Origin of the sequence: Comamonas sp. BIGb0124, assembly GCF_003752175.1 — a bacterium.
Lineage (GTDB): Bacteria > Pseudomonadota > Gammaproteobacteria > Burkholderiales > Burkholderiaceae_C > Comamonas_F.
The window spans coordinates 404077-426091 of record NZ_RJVF01000011.1 but is presented as its reverse complement, the minus strand read 5'-3'; the positions used below and the strand labels follow the sequence as shown (position 1 = coordinate 426091).

The window sequence follows — 22015 nt, the reverse complement described above, 5'->3', positions numbered from 1 at the left end:
GCGGCGGGGTGAGGCTAGCGGCCCAGCCGCGCGGCCAAGGCATCGGCCACACGGCTGGCCGTGGCCAGCATGCGGATGGTAAGGGGTGCCAGCAGGCGCCAGCCACCGGCCTTGCCGGTGCGGGCACGGTGGGCATCGTCCAGGCGGCGCCACTGCACGAAGAAATGTTCGGTGAAACGCAGCATCAGCCCGAGACCCAGCGACAGGCCCTGCGTCCGTATCCCCAGCCGGCGCAAGGGCCACAGCAAGGCCTCGAACACGGCCAGCAGGGCATCGAACCGGGTGGTCAGCGTCAGCATGGCACCCAGCAACGAAGCACTGAGCAGCCGCAGCGCACTGGCGATGCCCAGCCAGGCCTGGCCCATCCAGGCGTGGAAAGCCGCCACGAGACCGGCAGCCACCATCACCGCCCCCACCAGGCGCCAGGCCGGCCGGGTCGAAGGTCCGAGCGAGAGGAAAGCGCAGCCGATGGCCAAGGTGGCGCCGATCAGCCAGATCGGGCGGTCGGACAGCCACAGCGCCGTGCCCAGCCCGGCCAGCGCGGCCAGCTTGACGGCGGCGGGAACGGCATGCAGCCAGGTGGAACGGTCGCTGTAGAGGCTGCGCATGGTGGGCGTTGTCGGCTTGGTGGGCGGCTGGAACGGCGGCGAGGGTCAGCGGACGCCGGTGCGCGCGGCGACATCGGCTTCGTAGGCGGCGCAGACGGCCTCGCCCTCGCCATCGGCGCGAACACGCCCGGCATCCAGCCAGATCACGCGCTCGAAGTGGCGGACATGGGCCAGCACGTGGGTCGAGACCAGCACCTGCTGCGCGCCGGCATGCACGTCGGCGGCCAGCCGGGCCTGACCGGGCAGGTCGAGGCTGGCGTACGGCTCGTCGAGCAGCAGCACGCGCGGCGCCGACATGAGCAGCGCCAGCAGGCAGACATGCTGGCGCTGCCCCTGGCTGAGCCCTTCGACGGCGCGATCGGCCCAATGGGCCAGGCCACGCTCGGCCAGGAAATCCGCGGCACGCCGGCGGGCCTCGCGGCGGGGCACGTCGCGGGCCTGCAGGCTGAAGGCCAGTTCCTCGGCCACGGTGGGGAAGATGATCTGGTCGTCGGGATTCTGGAACATCAGGCCCAGCACGCCGGGCAATCGGGCCCGCTGCGTCCGGATGTCGAGCCCGCAGACCTCGGCCCGGCCGGACTGCGGCAGGTCGAGGCCGCACAACATGCGAAAAAGACTGCTCTTGCCCGCGCCGTTGTCACCGATCAGGCCGATGCGCGCTTCCTCGAGCACCAGGCTCAGGCCGTCGAACACACGCGTGCCGCCACGCTGCAGCGTGACCGCGTCGATCTGGATGCGGGCGGGGTCGGAGGAAGGGATAGGGGCCATGACGTCGGGACGGGATGCAGCAGACGCCAAGGGCGTGCCAAGCGCCGGATTCTAGCGCGGGGGTCGGAATTCCCCCTGTCGGAACACCCCCGCGCCGGCCTGGCCTTGCCGGCCCCTACGCCACCTGCACCGGCGTGCTGTGCCAGATGTCGCGGGCATATTCGCCGATGGTGCGATCGGACGAAAACGGCCCCATGCCCGCCACGTTGAGCACGGTCTTGCGGACCCAGGCCTTCGGGTCGCGGTACAGGCGGTCGACCTCCGACTGCGCACGCACGTAATCGGCATAGTCGGCCAGCAGCAGGTAATGATCGCCCCACTCGACGAGGTTGTCGTAGATCTGATGGTAGCGGCCGGTCTCGTCGGGCGAGAACAGGCCGTCGCGAATGGCGTCGAGCGCGGCATGCAGCCTCGGATCGGCTTCGTAAAAGGTGCGGGGCTGGTAGCCCTTGAGGCGGATGGCGTCGACCTGCGCCGTAGTGTTGCCGAAGATGAAGATGTTGTCCTCGCCCACGTTCTGCAGGATCTCGACATTGGCGCCGTCGAGCGTGCCGATGGTGAGCGCGCCGTTGAGCGCGAACTTCATGTTGCCGGTACCCGATGCCTCGGTGCCCGCCGTCGAGATCTGTTCCGAGAGATCGGCCGCCGGCATGATGATCTCGGCCAGGCTGACGCTGTAGTTGGGGATGAAGACCACCTTGAGCTTGCCGCCCAGGCGCTGGTCGGCATTGACCACCGCGGCGACGTCGTTGATGAGCCGGATCACCAGCTTGGCCATGTGATAGGCCGAAGCGGCCTTGCCGGCAAAGACCACGACGCGCGGCACCCAGCCCTGGCCGTCCGGGCCTTCGGGCTGCGCCAGCATCTGCTGGTAGCGGGTGATCACATGCAGCACGTTGAGCAACTGGCGTTTGTATTCGTGGATGCGCTTGACCTGTACGTCGAACAGGGCGGCCGGATCGAGCGCAATGCCCATGTGGGCCTGCACCCAATCGGCCAGGCGCTGTTTGTTCACCCGCTTGGATTGGGCGAACGCGGCCGTGAAGCCTTCGTCGTCGGCCAGCTCCTTGAGCGCCGAGAGCCGGTCCAGCTCGCGGCGCCATTCGGGTCCGATGCGGCTGTCGAGCAGGGCCGACAGGCTGGGGTTGGCCTGGCTCAGCCAGCGGCGGGGCGTGATGCCGTTGGTCTTGTTGTTGAAGCGTTCCGGAAACAGGCGTGCGAAATCGGCAAAGATCGACTGCGTCATCAGCTCGGAGTGCAGCGCCGAGACGCCGTTGACGGAGTGGCTGGCGACCACCGCGATATAGGCCATGCGCACGCGGCGCTCGCCGGATTCGTCGACCAGCGAGACCCGGCGCATGAGTTCGGGGTCGTAGCCGTTCTTCTCGGTCACCCAGGTCAGGAAGCGCGCATTGATGTCGAAGATGATGCGCAGGTGGCGCGGCAGCACGCGGCCCACCAGCTCGACCGGCCAGGTCTCGAGCGCCTCCTGCATGAGGGTGTGATTGGTGTACGAGAAGATGCGCTGGGTCAGCGTCCAGGCCTGGTCCCACTCGAGTCCGTGCTCGTCGATGAGCAGCCGCATGAGCTCGGGGATCGCCAGCACCGGATGGGTGTCGTTGAGGTGGATGCCGACCTTGTCGGCGAACTGGTCGAAGTTGCTGTGGTTGCGCAGGTAGCGGTGGATCAGATCCTGCAGGCTGGCCGAGCAGAAGAAGTATTCCTGGCGCAGGCGCAGCTCGCGTCCGGACAGGGTGGAATCGTCGGGGTACAGCACCCGCGAGACGTTTTCCGAGAGGTTCTTGCCTTCGACCGCACGCATGTAGTCGCCGCTGTTGAAGGCCGACAGGTCCATTTCGTCGGCAGCCAGCGCGCGCCACAGCCGCAGGGTGTTGGTGGCCTGGGTGCCGTAGCCGGGGATGATGGTGTCGTAGGCCTGGGCCAGCACGTCGTTGGTGCCCGTCCATTGCACCTTGCCGTCGCGCTCCTCGATGTGGCCGCCGAAACGCACCCGGTACTTGGCCTCGGGCCGCGGGAACTCCCAGGGGTTGCCGCGCGCGAGCCAGTAATCGGGGGCCTCGACCTGCCGCCCGTCGACGATGGCCTGGCGGAACATGCCGTAGTCGTAGCGGATGCCGTAGCCGAAACCCGGCACGTTGAGCGTGGCCATGGAATCCAGGAAACAGGCGGCCAGACGCCCCAGGCCGCCGTTGCCCAGCGCGGCATCGGGTTCGCGCTCGGTCAGCACGTCGAGGTCGACATCGAGCTCGGACAGCGCCTGCCTGAGCGTGGGCATGAGGTCGAGCGCCAGCAGCGCATTGGTGAAGGTGCGGCCGATGAGAAACTCCATCGACAGGTAGTACACGCGCTTGACGTCCTGGTCGTACTGGGCACGCGTGGTTTTCATCCAGCGCCCGACCAGCTGGTCGCGCACGGCATAGGCGGCGGCATGCAGCCAGTCGTCGGGCGAGGCCGAGATCGGATCCTTGCCGACGACATACATGAGCTTGTTGGAGATGGCACGCTTGAGCGCGCCGATGTCGCTGCTCAAGTGGTCGTATTCGTTCTCGAAGCGGGTCAGGTCCATGAGTCCTCCAGAATCTCAGATCAAAACAAACCGGGGCGCCAGCCATGCTGGGGATGGCGCAGCAAGCTTCATGCCGCGATCTCGCGGTACAGGCCCACGTAATCGAGCGCGGCCGCATCCCAGCCGAAATCCTGTGCCATGGCACGGCGGCGCACCGCCTGCCATTCGGCGGGCCGGGCATACAGGGCAAACACCCTGCGCAAAGCGCGGCTGAAGCTGGCCGAGTCGAAGGCATCGAAGACGAAGCCGGTGGCCAGGCCCTCGTCGAGGTCTTCCAGGGTGCTGTCGACCACCGTGTCGGCCAGTCCGCCCACCCGGCGCACCAGCGGCAGGCAGCCGTACTTGAGGCCGTAGAGCTGCGTCAGGCCGCAGGGCTCGAACCGCGAGGGCACCACGATGACGTCGCCTCCGGCAAAGACCTGGTGCGACAGCTGCTCGTCGTAGCCGATGCGCACGCCCACCGATTCGGGGTGGGCGGCTGCTGCGGCACGGAAGGCGGCTTCGAGCGCCGGATCGCCCGAGCCCAGCACCACGAGCTGCCCGCCGCGCGCGATCAGTTCGGGCAGGCCGGCCAGCACCAGACTGAGCCCCTTCTGCTCGGTCAGGCGGCTGACGACGGTGAGCAGCGGCGCATCCGGACGCTGGGCCACGCCGAACAGGGCCTGCAGAGCCGCCTTGTTGGCCGCCTTGGCCGCGCCGGCCTCCGCGCCCGCATAGGCCGTGGCGATGAGCGGATCGGAGGCGGGATTCCACACGGCATCGTCGACGCCGTTGAGGATGCCCCGCACATCGCGGGCGCGGTTGCGCAGCAGGCCGTCGAGCCCATGGCCCTGCTCGGGCGTCTGGATCTCGCGCGCGTAGGTGGGACTGACGGTGGTGATGCGGTCGCTGTAATAGAGGCCGGCCTTCATGAACGAGATCTGGCCGTGGAACTCGATGCCTTCGACGCCGAAGAAGCCGGCGGGCAGCGCGGTCTCGCTCAGGTGATGGGGCGCGAACAGGCCCTGGTAGGCCAGGTTGTGCACGGTGTAGACGCTCGAGGCCAGGCGCCGGCCGCGCTGCTGGCGTGCCGCCGCCAGGTAGGCCGAGGTCAGGCCGGCATGCCAATCGTGGCTGTGGACGCACTGGGCCTGCCACAGCGGATCGAGGCCCTGGGCCAGTTGCGCACCGACCCAGCCCAGCAGGGCAAACCGGCGGTGGTTGTCGCCGTACGGCTGCAGGCGCAGATCGGCATAGGGATTGCCGGGGCGCTCGTACAGGAAAGGCGCTTCGATGACATAGATGCCGAGCCGGCTGTGGGCATCCTCGCGCACGCCGTAGAGCAGCCGGGCCTCGGCCGGCTCGCCCCAGATCGTGGCCCAGGGCACCCGCACCCGGGCCACCTCGTCCAGATTCTGCAGGCCGGCCATCACGGCGGGAAAACCGGGCAGCAGCACCCGGGCCTCGCAGCCATGCCGGTTGAGCGCCGCCGGCAGCGCGCCCGTCACATCGGCCAGCCCGCCGGTCTTGAGCAGCGGGAACAATTCGGCACAGACATGCAGCACCCGAAGGGCCGGCAGCGACGGGCTGGATTCGGCGGCCGGCGCGGGGGACGGCGTCAGGGCCGGGGCCGGCGACACGGATACCGAGACGGCGGCAGCCCGTTTTCCGGCAGGCACGGGGCGCGGCGTGGCGGCGGTAGCGGGCGCCGCTGCCCCCGGGGTCGCGGCCTCGGTGGCCGCCACCGGGTCGTCGACGCCTGCGGTCGATTCGGCAGAAGCGGCGGCAGGGGTGGCAGCAGGGGCGGCCTTGCGGGCCGGGGTCTTGCGAGCGGGCGTCGGTCGGGATGAAGCGGGCATGGTCGATGAAGGAATGGACGGCGGACATCACGCCCGCAGGGTCTGGATCGGCGGACGGTCGGTCAGAGATTCTTGAGCATGCTTCGTGTCACCAGTACGACGCCGCTCTCGGTGCGCTCGAACCGTTGGGCGTCGAGCACCGGGTCCTCGCCGATCACCAGGCCTTCGGGCAGCTCGCAGCGGCGGTCGAGGATCACGCGGCTGAGCCGGCAATGCCGCCCCACCGTGACGTAGGGCAGGATGACCGCCTGGTCGATCTGGCAGAAGGAATGGATGCGCACATTCGAGAACAGCACCGAGTTCGAGACGTGCGAGCCCGAGACGATGCAGCCGCCGCCGACCATGGTGTTGAGGGTGGAGCCATGCTGGCCGTTGCGATCCTGCGTGAACTTGGCGGGCGGCAGTTGCTCCTGGTAGGTCCAGATCGGCCAGTCGCGGTCGTAGATGTCGAGCGCGGGGGTGATGGAGGCGAGGTCGAGGTTGGCGGCCCAGAACGAATCGATGGTGCCGACGTCGCGCCAGTAGGGTTCGGCCTCGGGCGTGCTGCGAACGCACGACATCGGGAAAGGATGGGCCAGCGCCTGTTGCTCGCGCACCGCGCGCGGCACGATGTCGCGGCCGAAGTCGTGGCTGGAAGTCGTGTCGTGGATGTCGTCTTCGAGCAGTTGGTAGAGGTATTCGGCGTTGAAGATGTAGATGCCCATGCTGGCCAGGGCGGTATCGGGCCGGCCGGGCATGGCGGGCGGATCGGCGGGTTTTTCGACGAATTCGGTGACCCGCCGCTCGTTGTCGACGGCCATGACGCCAAAGGCCGTGGCCTCCATGCGCGGGACTTCCACGCAGCCGACGGTGCAGCCCAGACCGCTTTTCACATGGTCGATGAGCATGATGGAATAGTCCATCTTGTAGACGTGATCGCCCGCCAGCACCACGATGTATTCGGGCGGGTTGGAGTTGCGGATGATGTCGAGGTTCTGGTAGACCGCATCGGCCGTGCCGCGGTACCAGTGCTCCTCGTCCACACGCTGCTGGGCGGGCAGCAGATCGACGAACTCGTTGAGCTCGTTGCGCAGGAAACTCCAGCCGCGCTGCAGGTGGCGCAGCAGCGAGTGCGACTTGTACTGGGTCACCACGCCCATGCGGCGGATGCCCGAGTTCAGGCAGTTGGAGAGCGCGAAATCGACGATGCGGAACTGGCCGCCGAAGTAGACGGCGGGTTTGGCACGGCGATCGGTGAGCTGCTTGAGCCGGGAGCCGCGGCCGCCGGCGAGCACCAGCGCCAGCGTGCGGCGCGTGAGCTGGCGGGTCTGGCTGCTGGCCGCGTACTCGGCGAATTTTTCGTCCTGGATGTCGAACATGGTGTCTCCTGCGGGGAAAGGGGCGTCAAAACATGGAATCAATCAAACAAACACGGTACGGCGGGCGGCCCCGTTTCAGGGCGCCTGGGCGGCCACCGCGACCCGCAGGCAACGCGGCGGCAGAGTCAGCGTGCGGGGCCAGGCGCGGCCGTCGGCGGGTTCGCCGTCGGCGCTGTCGCTGGCCAGCAGCGGCAGCCAGAGCTGGCCGGGCTGCGGCATGGGCAGGTCGAACGCCTGGTCGACCGCATCGGCATTGAAGAGCAGCAAGGCGGTCGCGGGAACACGATCGGGGTGCGACACCGCGTGCGCATCGCCCGCCCAGTGCAGCAGCACGGCCAGCGTGCCCTGCCCGGCCTGATCCCAATCGGCCGGGCCCAGCGGCTGCCCGTCGTGGCGCAGCCAGGCGGCGGCGCTGCAGGACTGCACGGCGCCGGCCTGCCAGGCCGCCAGATCCAGAGGCTCGAGCCAATGCGCAATCCGCAGCGCCGGGCACCCGTGGCGCACGGCCAGCGCGCGGCGCACGAAAGCCAGCAGCGCGGTGTCGGCGCCGGCCCAGTCCCACCAGGTGGTGGCGTTGTCCTGGCAATAGGCATTGTTGTTGCCCGACTGGCTGTGACCGAGTTCGTCGCCGCCCAGCAGCATGGGCGTGCCCTGCGAGACCAGCAGGGTGGCCAGCAGGGCCCGCTGCAGGCGGGCACGCAGGGCCTGAACCGACTCGCCGCCGCCGGAGCCTTCGAACCCCGCGTTCCAACTGAGGTTGTGCCCATGGCCGTCGCGGTTGTCTTCGCCGTTGGCTTCGTTGTGGCGGTGGTCGTAGCTGACCAGATCGCGCAGCGTGAAACCGTCGTGCGCACAGATGTAGTTGACGCTGGCCGCAGGCTGGCGCCAATCGTGACGGAAACGGTCGCTGGAGGCGGCCAGACCCCGCGCCAGATCGCCCCGGGTGGCCTTGGGGCCGCTGCCGGCGTGCAGCCAGAAACCGCGAACGGTGTCGCGGTAGCGGTCGTTCCACTCCAGCCAGCCGGGTGGAAAGCGGCCCAGTTGGTAGCCGTCCGGACCGATGTCCCACGGTTCGGCGATGAGCTTGACGCGCGACAGCAGTTCGTCGGCGCGCAGGGCTGCAAAGAATGGCGCGCACGCATCGTAGCGGCCGCCGCTGCGCGCCAGCACCGGGGCGAGATCGAACCGGAATCCGTCGACATGCATCTCGCGCACCCAATGGCGCAGCGCAGCCACGACCAGTTCGACCACCCGCGGCTGCGTCAGGTCCAGGCAATTGCCGCAGCCGGTCCAGTTCACGTAACGCGACGGATCGCCCGGTTCCAGCACGTAGTAGAGCCGGTTGGCCAAGCCGCGCAGGCTGAGCGTGGGACCGAGCTCGTCGGTCTCGCCGCTGTGGTTGAACACCACATCGAGCACGACTTCGATGCCGGCCCGATGCAGCGTGCGCACGAGGGTCTTGAACTCGTCCTGGACGCCGGCTTGGCCCGGGGTCTGCGCGTAACGCGGCTCGGGAGCCAGAAAAGCGATGCTGGAGTAACCCCAGTAGTTGGACAGGCCCTGCTGCTGCAGGCGCTGCTCGTCGGCCCGGGCGTGCACCGGCATCAGCGAGACCGTGGTCACCCCCAGGGCCTGCAGGTGGCTCACCAGGGCCGGATGACCCAGCCCGGCATAGGTTCCCTGCAGCGCCGGCGGGATGCCGGGATGCAGCCGGGTGGCCCCCTTCACATGCAGCTCGTACAGCACGGTCCGGCCCGGCGGCACACGCGGCGCCCGGTCGTCCTGCCAGTCGAAGACGGGCGCGGCGGCCGGTACCCTGGCCTTGAGCGCCACCGCGGCGTTGTCGCGTTCGTCGGGCCAGGTCGGATCGTGCGGATCGTGGCCCAGGTACAGCGTCAGATCGGCCTCGCGCCCTTGCGCGTCGAAGCCGTAGCGGCCCACCACCTCGCGGGCATACGGATCGAGCAGCAGCTTGGCCGGATTGAAGCGATGGCCCTGGTGCGGCGCCCACGGACCCTGTGCTCTCAGCCCGTAGACCGCGCCTTCGCCCAGCCGCAAGGGGGCATCCACAGGCCCCTCGCCCACCGGGGACGGCGCGACGAGCTCGCCGGAGAACACGCCATGCCAGACCCCGTCGGTACAGCACGGAAAAGCGATGCGGCCGAGTTCGGCCCGGCCCTGCCGGTCGAACAGGCAGAGTTCGAGCTGCATGGCCTCGGGGGCCCAGACGGCCACATGCAGGCCCTCTGCCGTGGCCTGTGCACCCAGCGGATAGGGCTGCCCGGGGCGGGCCTGAAGGGCAGCGGCCGTCATCAGGCGGCCTCCGCCGGACGAACCGCAGGCCGTCCCGCGACCCCGTCGCCCGCCATCGGCATGCCGGCCGGAACGAGGTCGTCGGCCACCAACATCAGCGTGGCCAGCGGCGGCAGCGTCAGCAGCAGCGAGTGGGTATGGCCATGGGCCGGTACGGGCACGCTGTCCTGATCCAGGTTGTAGACACCGCTGCCGCCGTAGAGGGCCAGGTCGGTGTTGATGATCTCGCGCCAGCGCGAGCCGTTGCCGGTGTCGCGCGGCACCCCCAGGCGGTAGCCTTCGCGCACCACGGGCGTGAAGTTGCAGACCACCAGCACCGCGCGGCCCGCGCGATCGAGCCGAAGGAAAGCCAGCACGCTGTGCTCGGCATCCTCGTGGCACACCCAGCGAAAGCCGGCCTGCTGGAAATCCTGCTGGTGCAGCGCCGGAAAATGGCGCAGCACCCGGTTCAGATCGCGCACCAGGCGCTGCATGCCGGCGTGGCGGTTGTCGGCCCCTTCGCCCTCGAGCAGATGCCAGGGCAGCCCGGCGTCGGCGTTCCATTCGGTATCCTGGGCAAAGTCGCAGCCCATGAACAGCAGTTTCTTGCCTGGGTGGCCCCACATGAAGCCCAGGTAGGCCCGCAGGTTGGCGAAACGCTGCCAGGCGTCGCCCGGCATCTTGCCCAGCAGCGAACCCTTGCCGTGCACGACCTCGTCGTGCGAGAGCGGCAGCACGAAGTTCTCGGCGTAGGCGTACATCAGCCCGAAACGCAGGCGGTTGTGGTGGTAACGCCGGTAGACCGGATCTTCGCGCATGTAGGCCAGGGTGTCGTTCATCCAGCCCATGTTCCACTTGTAGTGGAAGCCCAGGCCGCCGTCCTCGGGCGGCAGAGTCACGCCAAAAAAAGACGTCGACTCCTCGGCCGCCGTGATGGCCTCGGGGCGCTCGGTGCCCACCAGCCGGTTCATGCGCCGCAGAAAGTCGATCGCCTCGAGGTTCTCGCGCCCGCCGTAGCGGTTGGGAATCCACTGGCCGGGCTCGCGGCTGTAGTCGCGGTAGAGCATGGAGGCCACCGCATCCACACGCAGCCCGTCGACCCCGAAACGCTCGATCCAGTAAAGCCCGTTGGCGGCCAGGTAGTTGCAGACCTCGGTTCGCCCGTAGTTGTAGATCAGGGTGTTCCAGTCGGGATGGAAACCTTCGCGCGGATCGGCGTACTCGAAGAGATGGGTGCCATCGAACTCGGCCAGCGCGTGGGCGTCGGTCGGGAAGTGTCCCGGCACCCAGTCGAGGATGACGCCCAGGCCGGCGGCGTGCGCGGCCTGCACCAGCGCGGCGAAATCGGCAGCCGTGCCGAAACGCGAGGTGGGCGCGTACAGCGCCGTCGGCTGATAGCCCCACGAGCCGTCGAACGGATGTTCGTGCACCGGCAGCAACTCGATGTGGGTGTAACCCATGTCGACCGCATAGGGCACCAGTTGCTGCGCCAGTTCGGCGTAGCTCAGCCAGCGGCCGTCGGCATGCCGCCGCCATGAGCCCAGGTGCACTTCGTAGATGGAGATGGGTGCATCGAGCGCATTGGCCTCGCGCCGTCCGGGAGTGGCCGGGACCACGGCCTGCAGGCCCTGCACCACGGATGCCGTCTGCGGACGCAGTTCGGCGCGCAGGGCAAAGGGATCGGACTTGCGGACCACGTCGCCCCGAGCATCGAGCAGTTCGTATTTGTAGAGGTCGCCCACGGCCACCTCGGGAATGAAGATCTCCCACATGCCCAGGCCGGCGAGGCGGCGCATGACGTGGCGCCGGCCATCCCAGCCATTGAAGTCGCCGACCACCGAGACCCGCTGCGCATTGGGGGCCCAGACGGCAAAGCGCGTGCCGTTCACGCCCTCGCAACGGCACGGATGGGCGCCGAGCTGTTCGTAGGGCCGCTCGTGCGTGCCTTCGGCCAGCAGCCAGGCATCGATGTCGCCGAGCAGCGGCGCGAAGCGGTAGGGATCTTCGAGCGCGGTGCGATGGCCACCCCAGTCGACCTGCAGGCGGTAGGGCGCGAACTCGGCCAGGCCGGCGACAGGCCCGGCAAACAGGGCGTCCTGCACACGCGGCAAGCCGGCCAGCACCTGTCCCTGCGCATCGAGCACCTGCACGGCCTGCGCCCCTGGCAGCAGAACCCGGACCACGGTGTCGTCACCGACACGATGCGGCCCCAGGCAGGCGAATACGTCGCCATGGCGAGCCGACAGCAGGGCTTCGCGCTCCGGCTGGGACAGAGAGATGGACGACTCGCTCGCCTGGGATGAGTACGACAAGATCCGGCCTTTTTGTGAACTACAACGCCCGCGGCCTGTTCGCGCAGAGGCGTCAGGCTCCCCTTGCAACAAACAGGCCAACACCAATGCCCCACGGCGGCAGCACCCAGACGCCGGACGGCGCGCCGGGCTCAGGCGCCAGGCCAGCCTCGTGTACACAGGCTGGCGTGACATCGTGCCACACCGCAGCATCCGCTACGGCACTCAGACTCACATGCTGCACGGCAGCACTCAGATTCACAGCCAGCAGCAAGGAAGGGGGGCTGTCAGCGGGCGCGCCATCGTGTGCGGACGCGATGGGGGCATGGCGCTCGAACAGCAGGACCCCGGGGGGCGCCGCATGGTCGTGGAAACGGATGCCTCCGCTGCGCAGCAGGGGCTGGGTGCGGCGCCAGGCCAGCCACTGGCTGGCGAAACGCAGCATCGAATCCGGCTGCGCCGCCTGGACATCGACCGCCAGGGCCCGGTGTTCGGCCGGCATGGGCAGCCAGGGCACCGCCTGCGCGGCCGTGAAGCCGCCGTGCACCGCATCGCGTTGCCACGGCATCGGCGTGCGGCAGCCGTCGCGCCCCTTGAACTCGGGCCAGAAGGCCTTGCCATACGGGTCCTGCAGCAGCTCGAACGGCACGTCGGCCTGGGGCAGCCCCAATTCTTCGCCCTGGTAGACGCAGACGCTGCCGGGCAGCGCGCTCAGCAGAGCCCACAGCATCCGGCACTGCGCCGGCTGCGGCCGGCCGGCCGTGCCATCGGCTTGCGGCAAGGCCCAGCGCGTGGCGACACGCTCGGAGTCGTGATTGGAAAACGCCCAGCAACCCCAGCCGCCGGTCCGGGCCAGCGCGGCCGTCAGGCGTTCGACTTCATGGCGGATGTGGGCGGCCGAGCCGTCCCGCGTGACCAGCGCAAAGCTGTAGGCCATGTGCAGGCGCCGACCGGACGCGGTGTATTCGGCCATGATCGGCGGCGCGTCCTCGTCGCCGACCTCGCCCATGGCGGCCGCGCCATGGACATCGAGCACGGCCCGCAGTTCTTCGAGGAACGGCAGGTTCTCGGGCCGGCTCTTGTCGTAGAGGTGACGCTGCATGGCGTAGGGGTTGTCCGCACTGACCGTGCTGACGACCTCGCCGGCACGCGCGGGCGGGTTGTCGCGCAGTTGCGCATCGCTGAACTGGTGATTGCAGGCATCGAACCGAAAACCGTCCACGCCGCGCTCGCACCAGAAACGCACCTCGTCGAGCAACTGCGCCCGCACGGCCGGGTTGTGAAAATTGAGATCGGGCTGCTCGGCCAGGAACTGGTGCAGGTAGTACTGCCGGCGCCGCGCATCCCAGGTCCAGGCCGATCCGCCGAACACCGACAGCCAGTTGTTGGGCGGCGTGCCGTCCGCCCGGGCATCGGCCCAGACATACCAGTCGGCATAGGGGTTGTCGCGGCTGGCGCGGCTCTGCTGGAACCAGGCATGCTGGTCCGAGGTGTGCGAGAGCACCTGATCGATCATCACCCGCAGCCCCAGCGCGTGGGCCTTGCCCAGTACGGCGTCGAAATCGGCCAGGGTGCCGAAGAGCGGATCGACCTGCCGGTAGTCGGCCACGTCGTAGCCGAAGTCCTTCATGGGCGACTTGAAGAACGGCGAGATCCACACCGCATCGGCGCCGAGCGCGGCAATGTGATCGAGCCGCTGCAGCACGCCGGGCAGGTCGCCCACCCCGTCGCCGTCGCTGTCCTGGAAACTTCGAGGGTAGATCTGGTAGATCACCGCACCACGCCACCACTCGGCCGAGGAAGGGGCAATAGGCACTGACGGCTGCTGGGAGTGGACCATATCGGACGGCACAGGCGCTCCTGAAAGTCATGGCCGGAACTTCGGCCGGGATCATTGGAGCATATGCAAGGAGTGCGCCACGGCCATGACAGGCCTGGACCCCATTCCCCGAGGGCCCGGCCTGCCGCCAGCCCGGGTCGCGGCCGCTTCAGTCGATCACGGCCGGCTGGAGTTGTTCCCGCAGGTCGGCTTCGGCCCGTTCGATCAGGATGAAGGAGGCCCGTTCGGCGCCGTCCGCATCTCCGCGCTCGATGGCCAGGCACACGGCTTCGTGGAGCGGCAGCGAGGCCGCCGGCCCGCCGGATTTCCAGGTCACGATCTTGAAGCTGGCATGCAGCATGGCGAACATCGACTCGCGCATGCGCCGCAGGTACTGGTTGCCGCTGGCCGACAGGATGGTGGCGTGGAACTGCAGATCGGCCTTGACGTAATCGCCCTTGCCTGCCACCGCACGCGCCATGGCCATGTAGGCGGCCCGCAGGGCCCGCCGTTCTTCGGGGCTGGCCCGGGTCGCCGCCAGCCGGGCGGCACCGGGCTCGACGATGCGGCGCAGTTCGGCCAGATCGCGGGCCATGACCGGGTCGGTCTCGAGCAGCACCGAACGCCAGGCGATGACATCCGGATCGAAGAGGTTCCAGCCGTCGACCTCCTGCACCACGGTGCCGATGCGGCGCTGCACGGTCAGCATGCCCTTGGCGGCGAGCGACTTGATGGCCTCGCGGATCACGATGCGGCTGTAGCCGAAACGTTCGCAGAGTTCGGGCTCGGGCGGCAGGATCTGTCCGGGCCGGTAACGGCCGGCACAGATGTCCTGACCCAGCTGCTGCAGGACTTGTTCTTGGAACGTGGCACGGGCCTTGGGGGCGGGATAAAGCATGGAACTCTTATATCACGTATGACGTTTGAAGTTCCACACGCGCAGGGCTCTGCGATCCCGTTTTGATCCTCGGTATTTACCCTTTTCTACAGGCTAACCCTAGGAGCGCATCGGCTCGTTTTCAATCATCATACGTTATACATTTATTGACAAATGGATGGTTCTGGCATGTCCCAAGGTAGTTTTGATTTGTCGGGCCGCACGGCCCTGGTCACGGGTTCGGCGCGCGGCATCGGACTGGCGATCGCCCGCGGCCTGGCGCAGGCAGGTGCCCGCGTGGTCCTCAATGGTCGCCAGACGGCGGCACTCGAACAAGCGGTGTCTACCCTGGCTGCCGAAGGCCTGGATGCGCAAGGCTCGGCCTTCGACGTCGCCGACGAGCAGGCCGTGCGCCAGGCCTTCCAGGCCTTCGACGAACAGGGCTTGCACATCGACATCCTGGTCAACAACGCCGGCATCCAGCATCGCGCCCCCATGCTCGAGCTCGAGCTCAAGGACTGGCAGCGTGTCATCGACACCAACCTGACCGCCGCTTTCCTGGTCGGCCGCGAAGCCGCACGGCGCATGATCGCCAAGGGCAACGGCGGCAAGATCATCAACATCGGCTCGCTGACCAGCGAGGCCGCACGCGCCACCGTGGCTCCCTACACCGTGGCCAAAGGCGGCATCAAGCTGCTGTCGCGCTCGATGGCGGCCGAATGGGCCCGCTTCAACATCCAGGCCAACTCCATCGGTCCCGGCTACATCCTGACCGACATGAACGAGGCCCTGGTCAACAACCCAGAGTTCGATGCCTGGGTCAAGAGCAGCAATCCCGCCCAGCGCTGGGGCAAACCCGAGGAACTCGCCGGCACGGCCGTGTACCTGGCCTCGCCGGCGTCGGACTACGTCAACGGCCAGATCATCTACGTGGATGGCGGCTGGCTGGCGGTGCTCTGAACCCGCTGCGCTGAGCCGAACCCCGCGGCCTCGCCGGCCCACCACGGCCACCGACGCCGCTTCGGACAGCGCTGTCGCAACGACCGAACGCCGGCGGATGGTCCGCCGGCCCCACCCCCAACGCCCACGCACCCTTACACCGCCCACCGATCCGATGACCACCCTCATCACCGACATCCGCGTCGTCCTCACCGCACCCGAAGGCATCAACCTGGTCGTGGTCAAGGTCGAGACCAACCAGCCTGGCCTGTACGGCTGGGGCTGCGCCACCTTTGCCTACCGCCACCTGGCAGTGGTCACGCTGATCGAGCAGTACCTCAAGCCCCTGCTGGTCGGCCGCGACGCCACGGCCATCGAGGAGCTGTGGCAGCTCATGCACCAGAACGCCTACTGGCGCAACGGCCCGATCGAGAACAACGCGATCTCGGGCATCGACATGGCGCTGTGGGACATCAAGGGCAAGATGGCCGGCATGCCGCTCTACCAGCTGTTCGGCGGCCGCTGCCGTGCCGGTGTGCCGATCTACCGGCATGCCGACGGCCGCGACCTCGAAGAGCTCTGCGACAACATCCTGAAATACCAGGCCCAGGGCATCACCCACATCCGCTGCCAGAGCGGCGGCTACGGCGGCGGCGGGTTCGGCCCGGCGCCGCTGTCGGCTCCCAGCGGTTCGCCGGACGGCATCTACCTCGACGGCAAACGCTACATGCGCGAAACGCTGAAGATGTTCGACGGCCTGCGCAGCCGCCTGGGCTTCGACGTCTCGCTGTGCCACGACGTGCACGAGCGGCTCAAGCCCATCGATGCGATCCGGCTGGCGGTCGAACTCGACCCCTACGACCTGTTTTTCCTGGAAGACGCCATCCCGCTGGAAGAAGGCGAATGGCTGCGCCAGCTGCGTGCCAAGACCAACACGCCGCTGGCCCAGGGCGAACTGTTCAACAACCCCTACGAATGGCGTTTCATGATCACCGAGCGCCTGATCGACTTCGTGCGCGTGCACCTGAGCCAGATCGGCGGCATCACGCCGGGCCGCAAGCTGCAGATCTTCGCCGAACAGTTCGGCGTGCGCACGGCCTGGCACGGACCGGGCGACATGTCGCCCCTGGCCCACGCGGCCAACATCCACATCGACCTGGCCTCGCGCAACTTCGGCGTGCAGGAATGGTCGGGCACCGAGCCGCCGAATTTCGTGATCCAGGCCCTCAAGGGGCCGCGAGCGGCCTTGCTGGACGTGTTCCCGGGCCTGCCCGAATTCAGGCAGGGCCATGTCTACGCCAACGACCAACCCGGTCTGGGCGTGGAGGTCGACGAGGCCGAAGCCGCCAAGTACCCCTGCGAGAACCTCGTCACCCACTGGACCCAGACCCGCCTGGCCGACGGCACGCTGCAGACCCCCTGACCCGCACGCGCCCCGCACCGTTTCTGAGCTGACTGATCGCTGCCCCATTCCTTTTCAAACCACAACGGAGACACGTCATGACCCGATCCAATGCATTCTTCCGCACCACCCGCCGTGCCGCGCTGATCGCGGCCGCGGCCGCCGCCATGGCCGTGATGCCGGCACACGCCGAAATCAAGGCCAAGATCGGGCATGCCATGCCGGAGTCGCATCCGCAGGCAACGGCCATGAACAAGTTCGCCGAGCTGGCCAATACCTACACCAACGGCAACGTGAAGATCCAGGTCTATCACAGCGCCGTGCTGGGCAGCGACGAGAAACAACTGCAGGCCGCGCAGGCCGGCACGCAGGAGCTCTACATCGGCACCCTGGCGCCGCTGTCGACCCGCGTCAAGGAAGTGCAGATCTGGGATCTGCCCTTCATGTTCCGCAACACCCAGGAGGTCTATGCCCTGCTCGACGGCGCCTCCTCCAAGAAGATCTTCGAGAAGATCGAGCCGGCCGGCCTGGTCGGACTGACCTGGAGCGGCATGGGTTTCCGCAACCTCTCCAACAGCAAGCACAGCGTGACCAAGCTGGAGGACATCAGCGGCCTGAAGGTGCGTGTGATGACCAACCCGGTGGCGCTCGATACCTGGAAGACGCTGGGCTCCAACGCCACGCCCATGGCTTTTGCCGAAGTCTTCCCCGCGCTTGAAATCAAGGCGCTGGACGGCCAGGAAAACCCGCTGCAGCACATGTACGCCAACAAGATGCAGGAAGTGCAGAAGTACATCTCGCTGACCAACCATGTCTACACGCCGGTCGCGCTGGTGGCTTCCAAGAAGTTCTGGGACCGCCTGTCGGAATCCGACCGCGCCGGCCTGCGCAAGGCCGCCACCGAAGCCGGCCTGCTGCAACGCAAGCTGCTCGACGAGGGCGACGCCGAAGTGATCGGCAAGTTCAAGGCCGCCGGCGTGCAGGTCGACGCGCTGAGCGCCGCCGATGTCGCGCGCATCCAGGACAAGGTCAAGCCCGTCGTCGCCAAGTTCACGCCCGTGATCGGCGAAGAGTTCGTCCAAGGTTTCTACACCGAGATCGAACAGGCGCGCAAGGCCAAGTAATCCTCATCGATCCACACCACCGGGGCCGCCTGGCCCCGGCTTTCCTCCTCTCCACCTTATAAGAGGCACTGCCGATGGGTTCTACCTTGAAAGCAATTGCGGACGCCATCACGCGCCTGCTGGAAATCATGATGGTCGTCTGCATGGTCGTGATGTTCGTCATGGTGTTCGGCAACGTCATGCTGCGGCTGTTCCTGAACACCGGCATCGATCTCTCGGAAGAGATCCCCCGGTTCGCATTCGTCTGGATGACGTTCCTGGGCGCCGTGGTCGGCATGCGCCGCCGCGCCCACCTGGGCGTCGACATCCTGGTCCAGATCCTGCCGGTGCTGGGCCGGCGCATCTGCTGGGGCATCAGCCAGGCCGTCATGCTGGTGTGCTGCGGCTACATCGTCTACGGCACCTGGCTGCAGCACGACATCGTGGCCGGCAACGCCTCGCCCGTCGCGCAGATCAGCATGCTGTGGGTGTTCGGCGTGAGCTATGTCACCGGCACGGCGATCGGCCTGATCTGCCTGTCCAACCTGCTGCGCCTGCTGGCCGGCAAGGTCGGCGACGACGAGCTGATCGACGTGCACGAGGAAGGCATGAGCGACGCCCTGGCGGCCGAGCAAGCCATGGTGGCGCAGAACGCGGCGCCCGCAGCAGCCCACAGGAACAACCAGCCATGACCATCTTCGTTTTCATCTCGTCGCTGCTGGGGCTGATGGCCCTGGGCATGCCCGTGGCCTTCGCCCTCATCGGCTGCGGCCTGGCCATGATGTACTACATGGGTTTCACCGATCCCCAGATCGTGATCCAGAACATGTGGGACGGTGCCAACAGCTTCCCGCTGCTCGCCGTGCCCTTCTTCATGCTGGCCGGCGAATTCATGAACGCCGGCGGCATGACGCGCCGCATCATCCTGATGGCCATGACCTGGGTCGGCCACATCCGCGGCGGCCTGGGCTACGTCGCCGTCGCCGCCGCCGTCATCATGGCTTCGCTGTCGGGCTCGGCCGTGGCCGACACCGCCGCGCTGGCCGCCGTGCTGGTGCCGATGATGCGCAAGGCCGGCTACGACATCAACCGCTCGTGTGGCCTGATCGCCTGCGGCGGCATCATCGCCCCGGTGATCCCGCCGTCCATCGGCATGATCCTGTACGGCGTGACCGGCGGCGTGTCGATCACCAAGCTGTTCATCGCCGGCATCGTGCCCGGCCTGCTCATGGGTCTGGCGATCATGCTGGCCTGGCGCTGGTCGATCGCCAAGGACAAACCGCGGACCGAACCCAAACGCACCATGGCCGAACGCTGGACCGCTACCCGCCAGGCCGTGTGGGCGCTGATCCTGCCCATCGTCATCGTCGGCGGGCTCAAGGTCGGCCTGTTCACGCCCACCGAGGCGGCCGTGATCGCGGCGGTCTACTCGCTGTTCGTCGGACTGGTCGTCTATCGCGAGATCAAGCCCAAACAGCTGTTCGCGCTGTTCTACCGCGCCGCCGAAACCACGGCCGTGATCATGTTCCTGGTCTCGGCGGCCGGGGTCTCGGCCTGGCTGATCACCACCGCCGACATTCCGCAGCAACTGGCCGCGCTGGTCGAGCCGCTGATGGACAACCGCATGCTGCTGACCTTCGTGCTCATGCTGCTGGTCCTGGTCATCGGCACCGCGCTCGACTTCACGCCCACCGTGCTGATCATGACGCCCGTGCTCATGCCGGTGCTCAAGCAGGCCGGCATCGACCCGGTGTACTTCGGCGTGCTGTTCATCATGAACAACGCCATCGGCCTGGTCACGCCACCGGTCGGCACGGTGCTCAACGTGGTCTGCGGGGTGGCCAAGATTCCGATGAGCGGGGCCATCAAGGGGGTCATCCCCTTCATGGTGGCCCAGACCATCGTGATGCTGCTGCTGGTGGTCTTTCCGCAGATCGTCATGTGGCCGCTGGAATGGATGACGCGATAGCGCCCGGGCCCCAGGCCCGAGGCCCGCAACTCACAACACAGGAGACAACGAACATGCGCAATCCCATCGCTCCCCGCCGGCGCCTGCTGGCCGCCGCGTTCGCCGGCATGGCCTGCCTGGCGGCGGTCGCCGCACCCTTCGCCGCCCAGTCGCAAGAAGTCAAGAAAGCCCGGCTCGGCCACTCGTTCACCGACTCGCATCCGCGCGCCGTCGCCATGAAACGTTTTGCCTCCGAGGTCGAAAAGGCCACGCAAGGCGCCGTCAGGATCGAGGTCTACGGCAGCTCGCAGCTGGGCTCCGAAGAGAAGATGCTGATCGCCGTGCAGAGCGGCGTGCAGGACCTCTACCTGGGCGCGCTGTCGCCCATCGCGGCTCGCAAGAAGGAACTGCAGATCTTCGATTTCCCCTTCCTGTTCGGCTCGGATGCCGAAGCCGCCTACGTGCTCGACGGCCCCGTCGGCCGCCGGATGCTCGAGGGCCTGAGCGACATGAACATGCAGGGCCTGGTGTGGTCAGGCGGCGCCTTCCGCGACATGTCCAACAGCAAACGCAAGATCCAGACGCTCGACGACATGAAGGGCCTGAAGGTCCGCGTGATGCAGAACCCCATGGCCCTGGCCAGCTTCAAGGCGATGGGCATCAACGCCGTGCCCATGGCCTTCACCGAGGTCTATCCGGCCCTCGAGATCAAGGCCCTGGACGGCTACGAGCATCCGGTGGTCGACATGTACGCCAACAAGATGTACGAGGTGCAGAAGTACCTCACCATCACCCGCCACGTCTACACCCCGGTGGCCTTGATCGGCTCGAAGAAATGGTGGAACGCGCTGAGCGCCGACCAGCGCCTGATCGTGCAGAAGGTGGCCGAGGACACCCGTGCCTTCGAGCGTGCCGAGGAACTGCGCGAGGCCTCGGTGGTCGTCAAGGAACTGCAGGACAAGGGCATGACCGTGACCGAGATGCCGCCCGCCGAGCTGCAGAAGATCCGCGCCGCCGTGCAGCCCGTGATCGACCAGGCCGCCAAGGACATCGGCCCGGAATTCGTCCAGGGCTTCTACGCCGAACTCAACCAATTCAGAGCCACCCGCAAACCATGAAAGCACTTGTCATCCACGCCCCGGGCGATCTGCGCATCGAAGACGTCCCCACGCCGCCGGTCGCGGCCGGCCAGGTGCGCGTGCGCGTGCGCGCCGGCGGCATCTGCGGCTCCGACCTGCACTACTACCACCACGGCGGTTTCGGGGCCATCCGCATCCAGCAGCCCATGGTGCTGGGGCACGAGGTCGCCGGCCAGATCGAGGAAATCGGTGCCGGCGTGCAAGGCCTGCAGCCGGGCACCCGCGTGGCAGTCAACCCCAGCCAGCCTTGCGGCCAGTGCCGTTTCTGCCAGCAGGGTCTGCAGAACCACTGCCTGGACATGCGCTACTACGGCAGTGCCATGCGCATGCCCCACGTGCAGGGCGCCTTCCGCCAGGAAATCGTGATCGATGCGCGCCAGGCCTTCGTGCTGGCCGACGGCGTGAGCGACGCCGAAGGCGCCATGGCCGAACCGCTGGCCGTGGCCTTGCACGGCGCGACCCGTGCCGGTTCGCTGCTCGGCAAATCGGTGCTGGTGACGGGCAGCGGCCCGATCGGCGCCATGGCCGTGATCGCGGCGCGCCGTGCGGGGGCCACCCACATCGTCGCCACCGACGTGGTGGACCAGCCGCTGAGCAAGGTGGCTCGCGTCGGTGCCGACGAGACCATCAACGTCGCCAGCAACCCCGAGGCTCTCTCGCGCTACACCCATGAAAAAGGCCAGTTCGACGTGCTGTTCGAAGCCAGCGGCAACGAGCGGGCCCTGAAGGCGGCATTCGACGTGCTGCGTCCGCGGGCCGTGATCGTGCAGCTCGGGCTGTCGGGCGCGGAACTGAGCCTGCCGTTCAACACCATCGTGGCCAAGGAGTTCGACGTGCGCGGCGCCTTCCGTTTCCACGAGGAATTCGGCACGGCCGTGCGCCTCATCAACCAGCGCCTGGTCGACCTCAAGCCGCTGGTCTCGGCCACCCTGCCCTACCGCGATGCGGGCCGCGCCTTTGCGCTGGCCAGCGACCGCACGCAGGCCATGAAGGTGGTGCTGAGCTTCGACGACTGACGCACCTGCGGTGCGCCGGCTCCCTGCATC

16 protein-coding genes are annotated in these 22015 nt (G+C 67.7%); 7 read left to right on the top strand and 9 right to left on the bottom strand.

Translation table 11 applies throughout. From position 1 onward, the window contains the following. Positions 1-14: 14 nt before the first annotated feature. From EC845_RS14485 to EC845_RS14445, 9 genes are all read right to left on the bottom strand, one after another. Complete coding sequence (locus EC845_RS14485; RefSeq protein ID WP_123298801.1) at positions 15-608, bottom strand: CbiQ family ECF transporter T component; 594 nt, start codon at positions 606-608, stop codon at positions 15-17. A gap of 45 nt (positions 609-653) precedes the next feature. Next, positions 654-1376 (bottom strand): energy-coupling factor ABC transporter ATP-binding protein, encoded by a 723-nt coding sequence (locus EC845_RS14480; protein ID WP_123298800.1) that lies wholly within the window; start codon positions 1374-1376, stop codon positions 654-656. A gap of 115 nt (positions 1377-1491) precedes the next feature. Further along, complete coding sequence (locus EC845_RS14475) at positions 1492-3957, bottom strand: glycogen/starch/alpha-glucan phosphorylase (RefSeq protein ID WP_370451325.1); 2466 nt, start codon at positions 3955-3957, stop codon at positions 1492-1494. 74 nt (positions 3958-4031) lie between these two features. Then, a complete protein-coding gene (gene glgA / locus EC845_RS14470; protein ID WP_123298798.1) occupies positions 4032-5801 on the bottom strand; it encodes a glycogen synthase GlgA in 1770 nt (589 codons plus the stop codon). A gap of 62 nt (positions 5802-5863) precedes the next feature. Beyond that, positions 5864-7159 carry a glucose-1-phosphate adenylyltransferase gene (glgC, locus tag EC845_RS14465; RefSeq protein WP_123298797.1) on the bottom strand — a complete coding sequence of 432 codons (1296 nt, stop codon included), beginning with the start codon at positions 7157-7159 and terminating at the stop codon, positions 5864-5866. Positions 7160-7234: 75 nt separating this feature from the next. Continuing rightward, positions 7235-9472 carry a glycogen debranching protein GlgX gene (gene glgX, locus EC845_RS14460; RefSeq protein WP_123298796.1) on the bottom strand — a complete coding sequence of 746 codons (2238 nt, stop codon included), beginning with the start codon at positions 9470-9472 and terminating at the stop codon, positions 7235-7237. Further along, positions 9472-11763: a 1,4-alpha-glucan branching protein GlgB gene (gene glgB / locus EC845_RS14455; RefSeq protein ID WP_199739812.1), complete on the bottom strand. Its 2292-nt coding sequence runs from the start codon at positions 11761-11763 to the stop codon at positions 9472-9474. The genes glgX and glgB overlap by 1 nt, the downstream gene beginning before the upstream one ends. A gap of 52 nt (positions 11764-11815) precedes the next feature. Further along, positions 11816-13582, bottom strand: coding sequence for an alpha-amylase family glycosyl hydrolase (locus EC845_RS14450; protein ID WP_123298794.1), 1767 nt, complete (start codon positions 13580-13582; stop codon positions 11816-11818). A gap of 148 nt (positions 13583-13730) precedes the next feature. Beyond that, positions 13731-14459, bottom strand: a complete 729-nt coding sequence (locus tag EC845_RS14445; RefSeq protein WP_123298793.1) for a FadR/GntR family transcriptional regulator — start codon at positions 14457-14459, stop codon at positions 13731-13733. 168 nt (positions 14460-14627) lie between these two features. Here EC845_RS14445 and EC845_RS14440 point away from each other — a divergent pair, with 168 nt between their 5' ends. The 7 genes from EC845_RS14440 (at position 14628) to EC845_RS14410 (ending at position 21985) form a co-directional block, all read left to right on the top strand. Then, positions 14628-15398: an SDR family oxidoreductase gene (locus EC845_RS14440; RefSeq protein ID WP_123298792.1), complete on the top strand. Its 771-nt coding sequence runs from the start codon at positions 14628-14630 to the stop codon at positions 15396-15398. Between the two features lie 154 nt (positions 15399-15552). Next, entirely contained in the window at positions 15553-16800 is a 1248-nt protein-coding gene (locus EC845_RS14435; RefSeq protein ID WP_123298791.1) for an enolase C-terminal domain-like protein, read from the top strand. A gap of 77 nt (positions 16801-16877) precedes the next feature. Beyond that, positions 16878-17903, top strand: coding sequence for a TRAP transporter substrate-binding protein (locus EC845_RS14430; RefSeq protein ID WP_123298790.1), 1026 nt, complete (start codon positions 16878-16880; stop codon positions 17901-17903). Between the two features lie 86 nt (positions 17904-17989). Beyond that, positions 17990-18574, top strand: coding sequence for a TRAP transporter small permease (locus EC845_RS14425; RefSeq protein WP_233598071.1), 585 nt, complete (start codon positions 17990-17992; stop codon positions 18572-18574). Then, positions 18571-19851: a TRAP transporter large permease gene (locus EC845_RS14420; RefSeq protein ID WP_123298788.1), complete on the top strand. Its 1281-nt coding sequence runs from the start codon at positions 18571-18573 to the stop codon at positions 19849-19851. The genes EC845_RS14425 and EC845_RS14420 overlap by 4 nt, the downstream gene beginning before the upstream one ends. A 53-nt stretch (positions 19852-19904) precedes the next feature. Beyond that, positions 19905-20948 carry a DctP family TRAP transporter solute-binding subunit gene (locus EC845_RS14415; protein WP_233598070.1) on the top strand — a complete coding sequence of 348 codons (1044 nt, stop codon included), beginning with the start codon at positions 19905-19907 and terminating at the stop codon, positions 20946-20948. After that, entirely contained in the window at positions 20945-21985 is a 1041-nt protein-coding gene (locus EC845_RS14410; RefSeq protein ID WP_123298787.1) for an L-idonate 5-dehydrogenase, read from the top strand. The genes EC845_RS14415 and EC845_RS14410 overlap by 4 nt, the downstream gene beginning before the upstream one ends. Positions 21986-22015 lie beyond the last annotated feature (30 nt).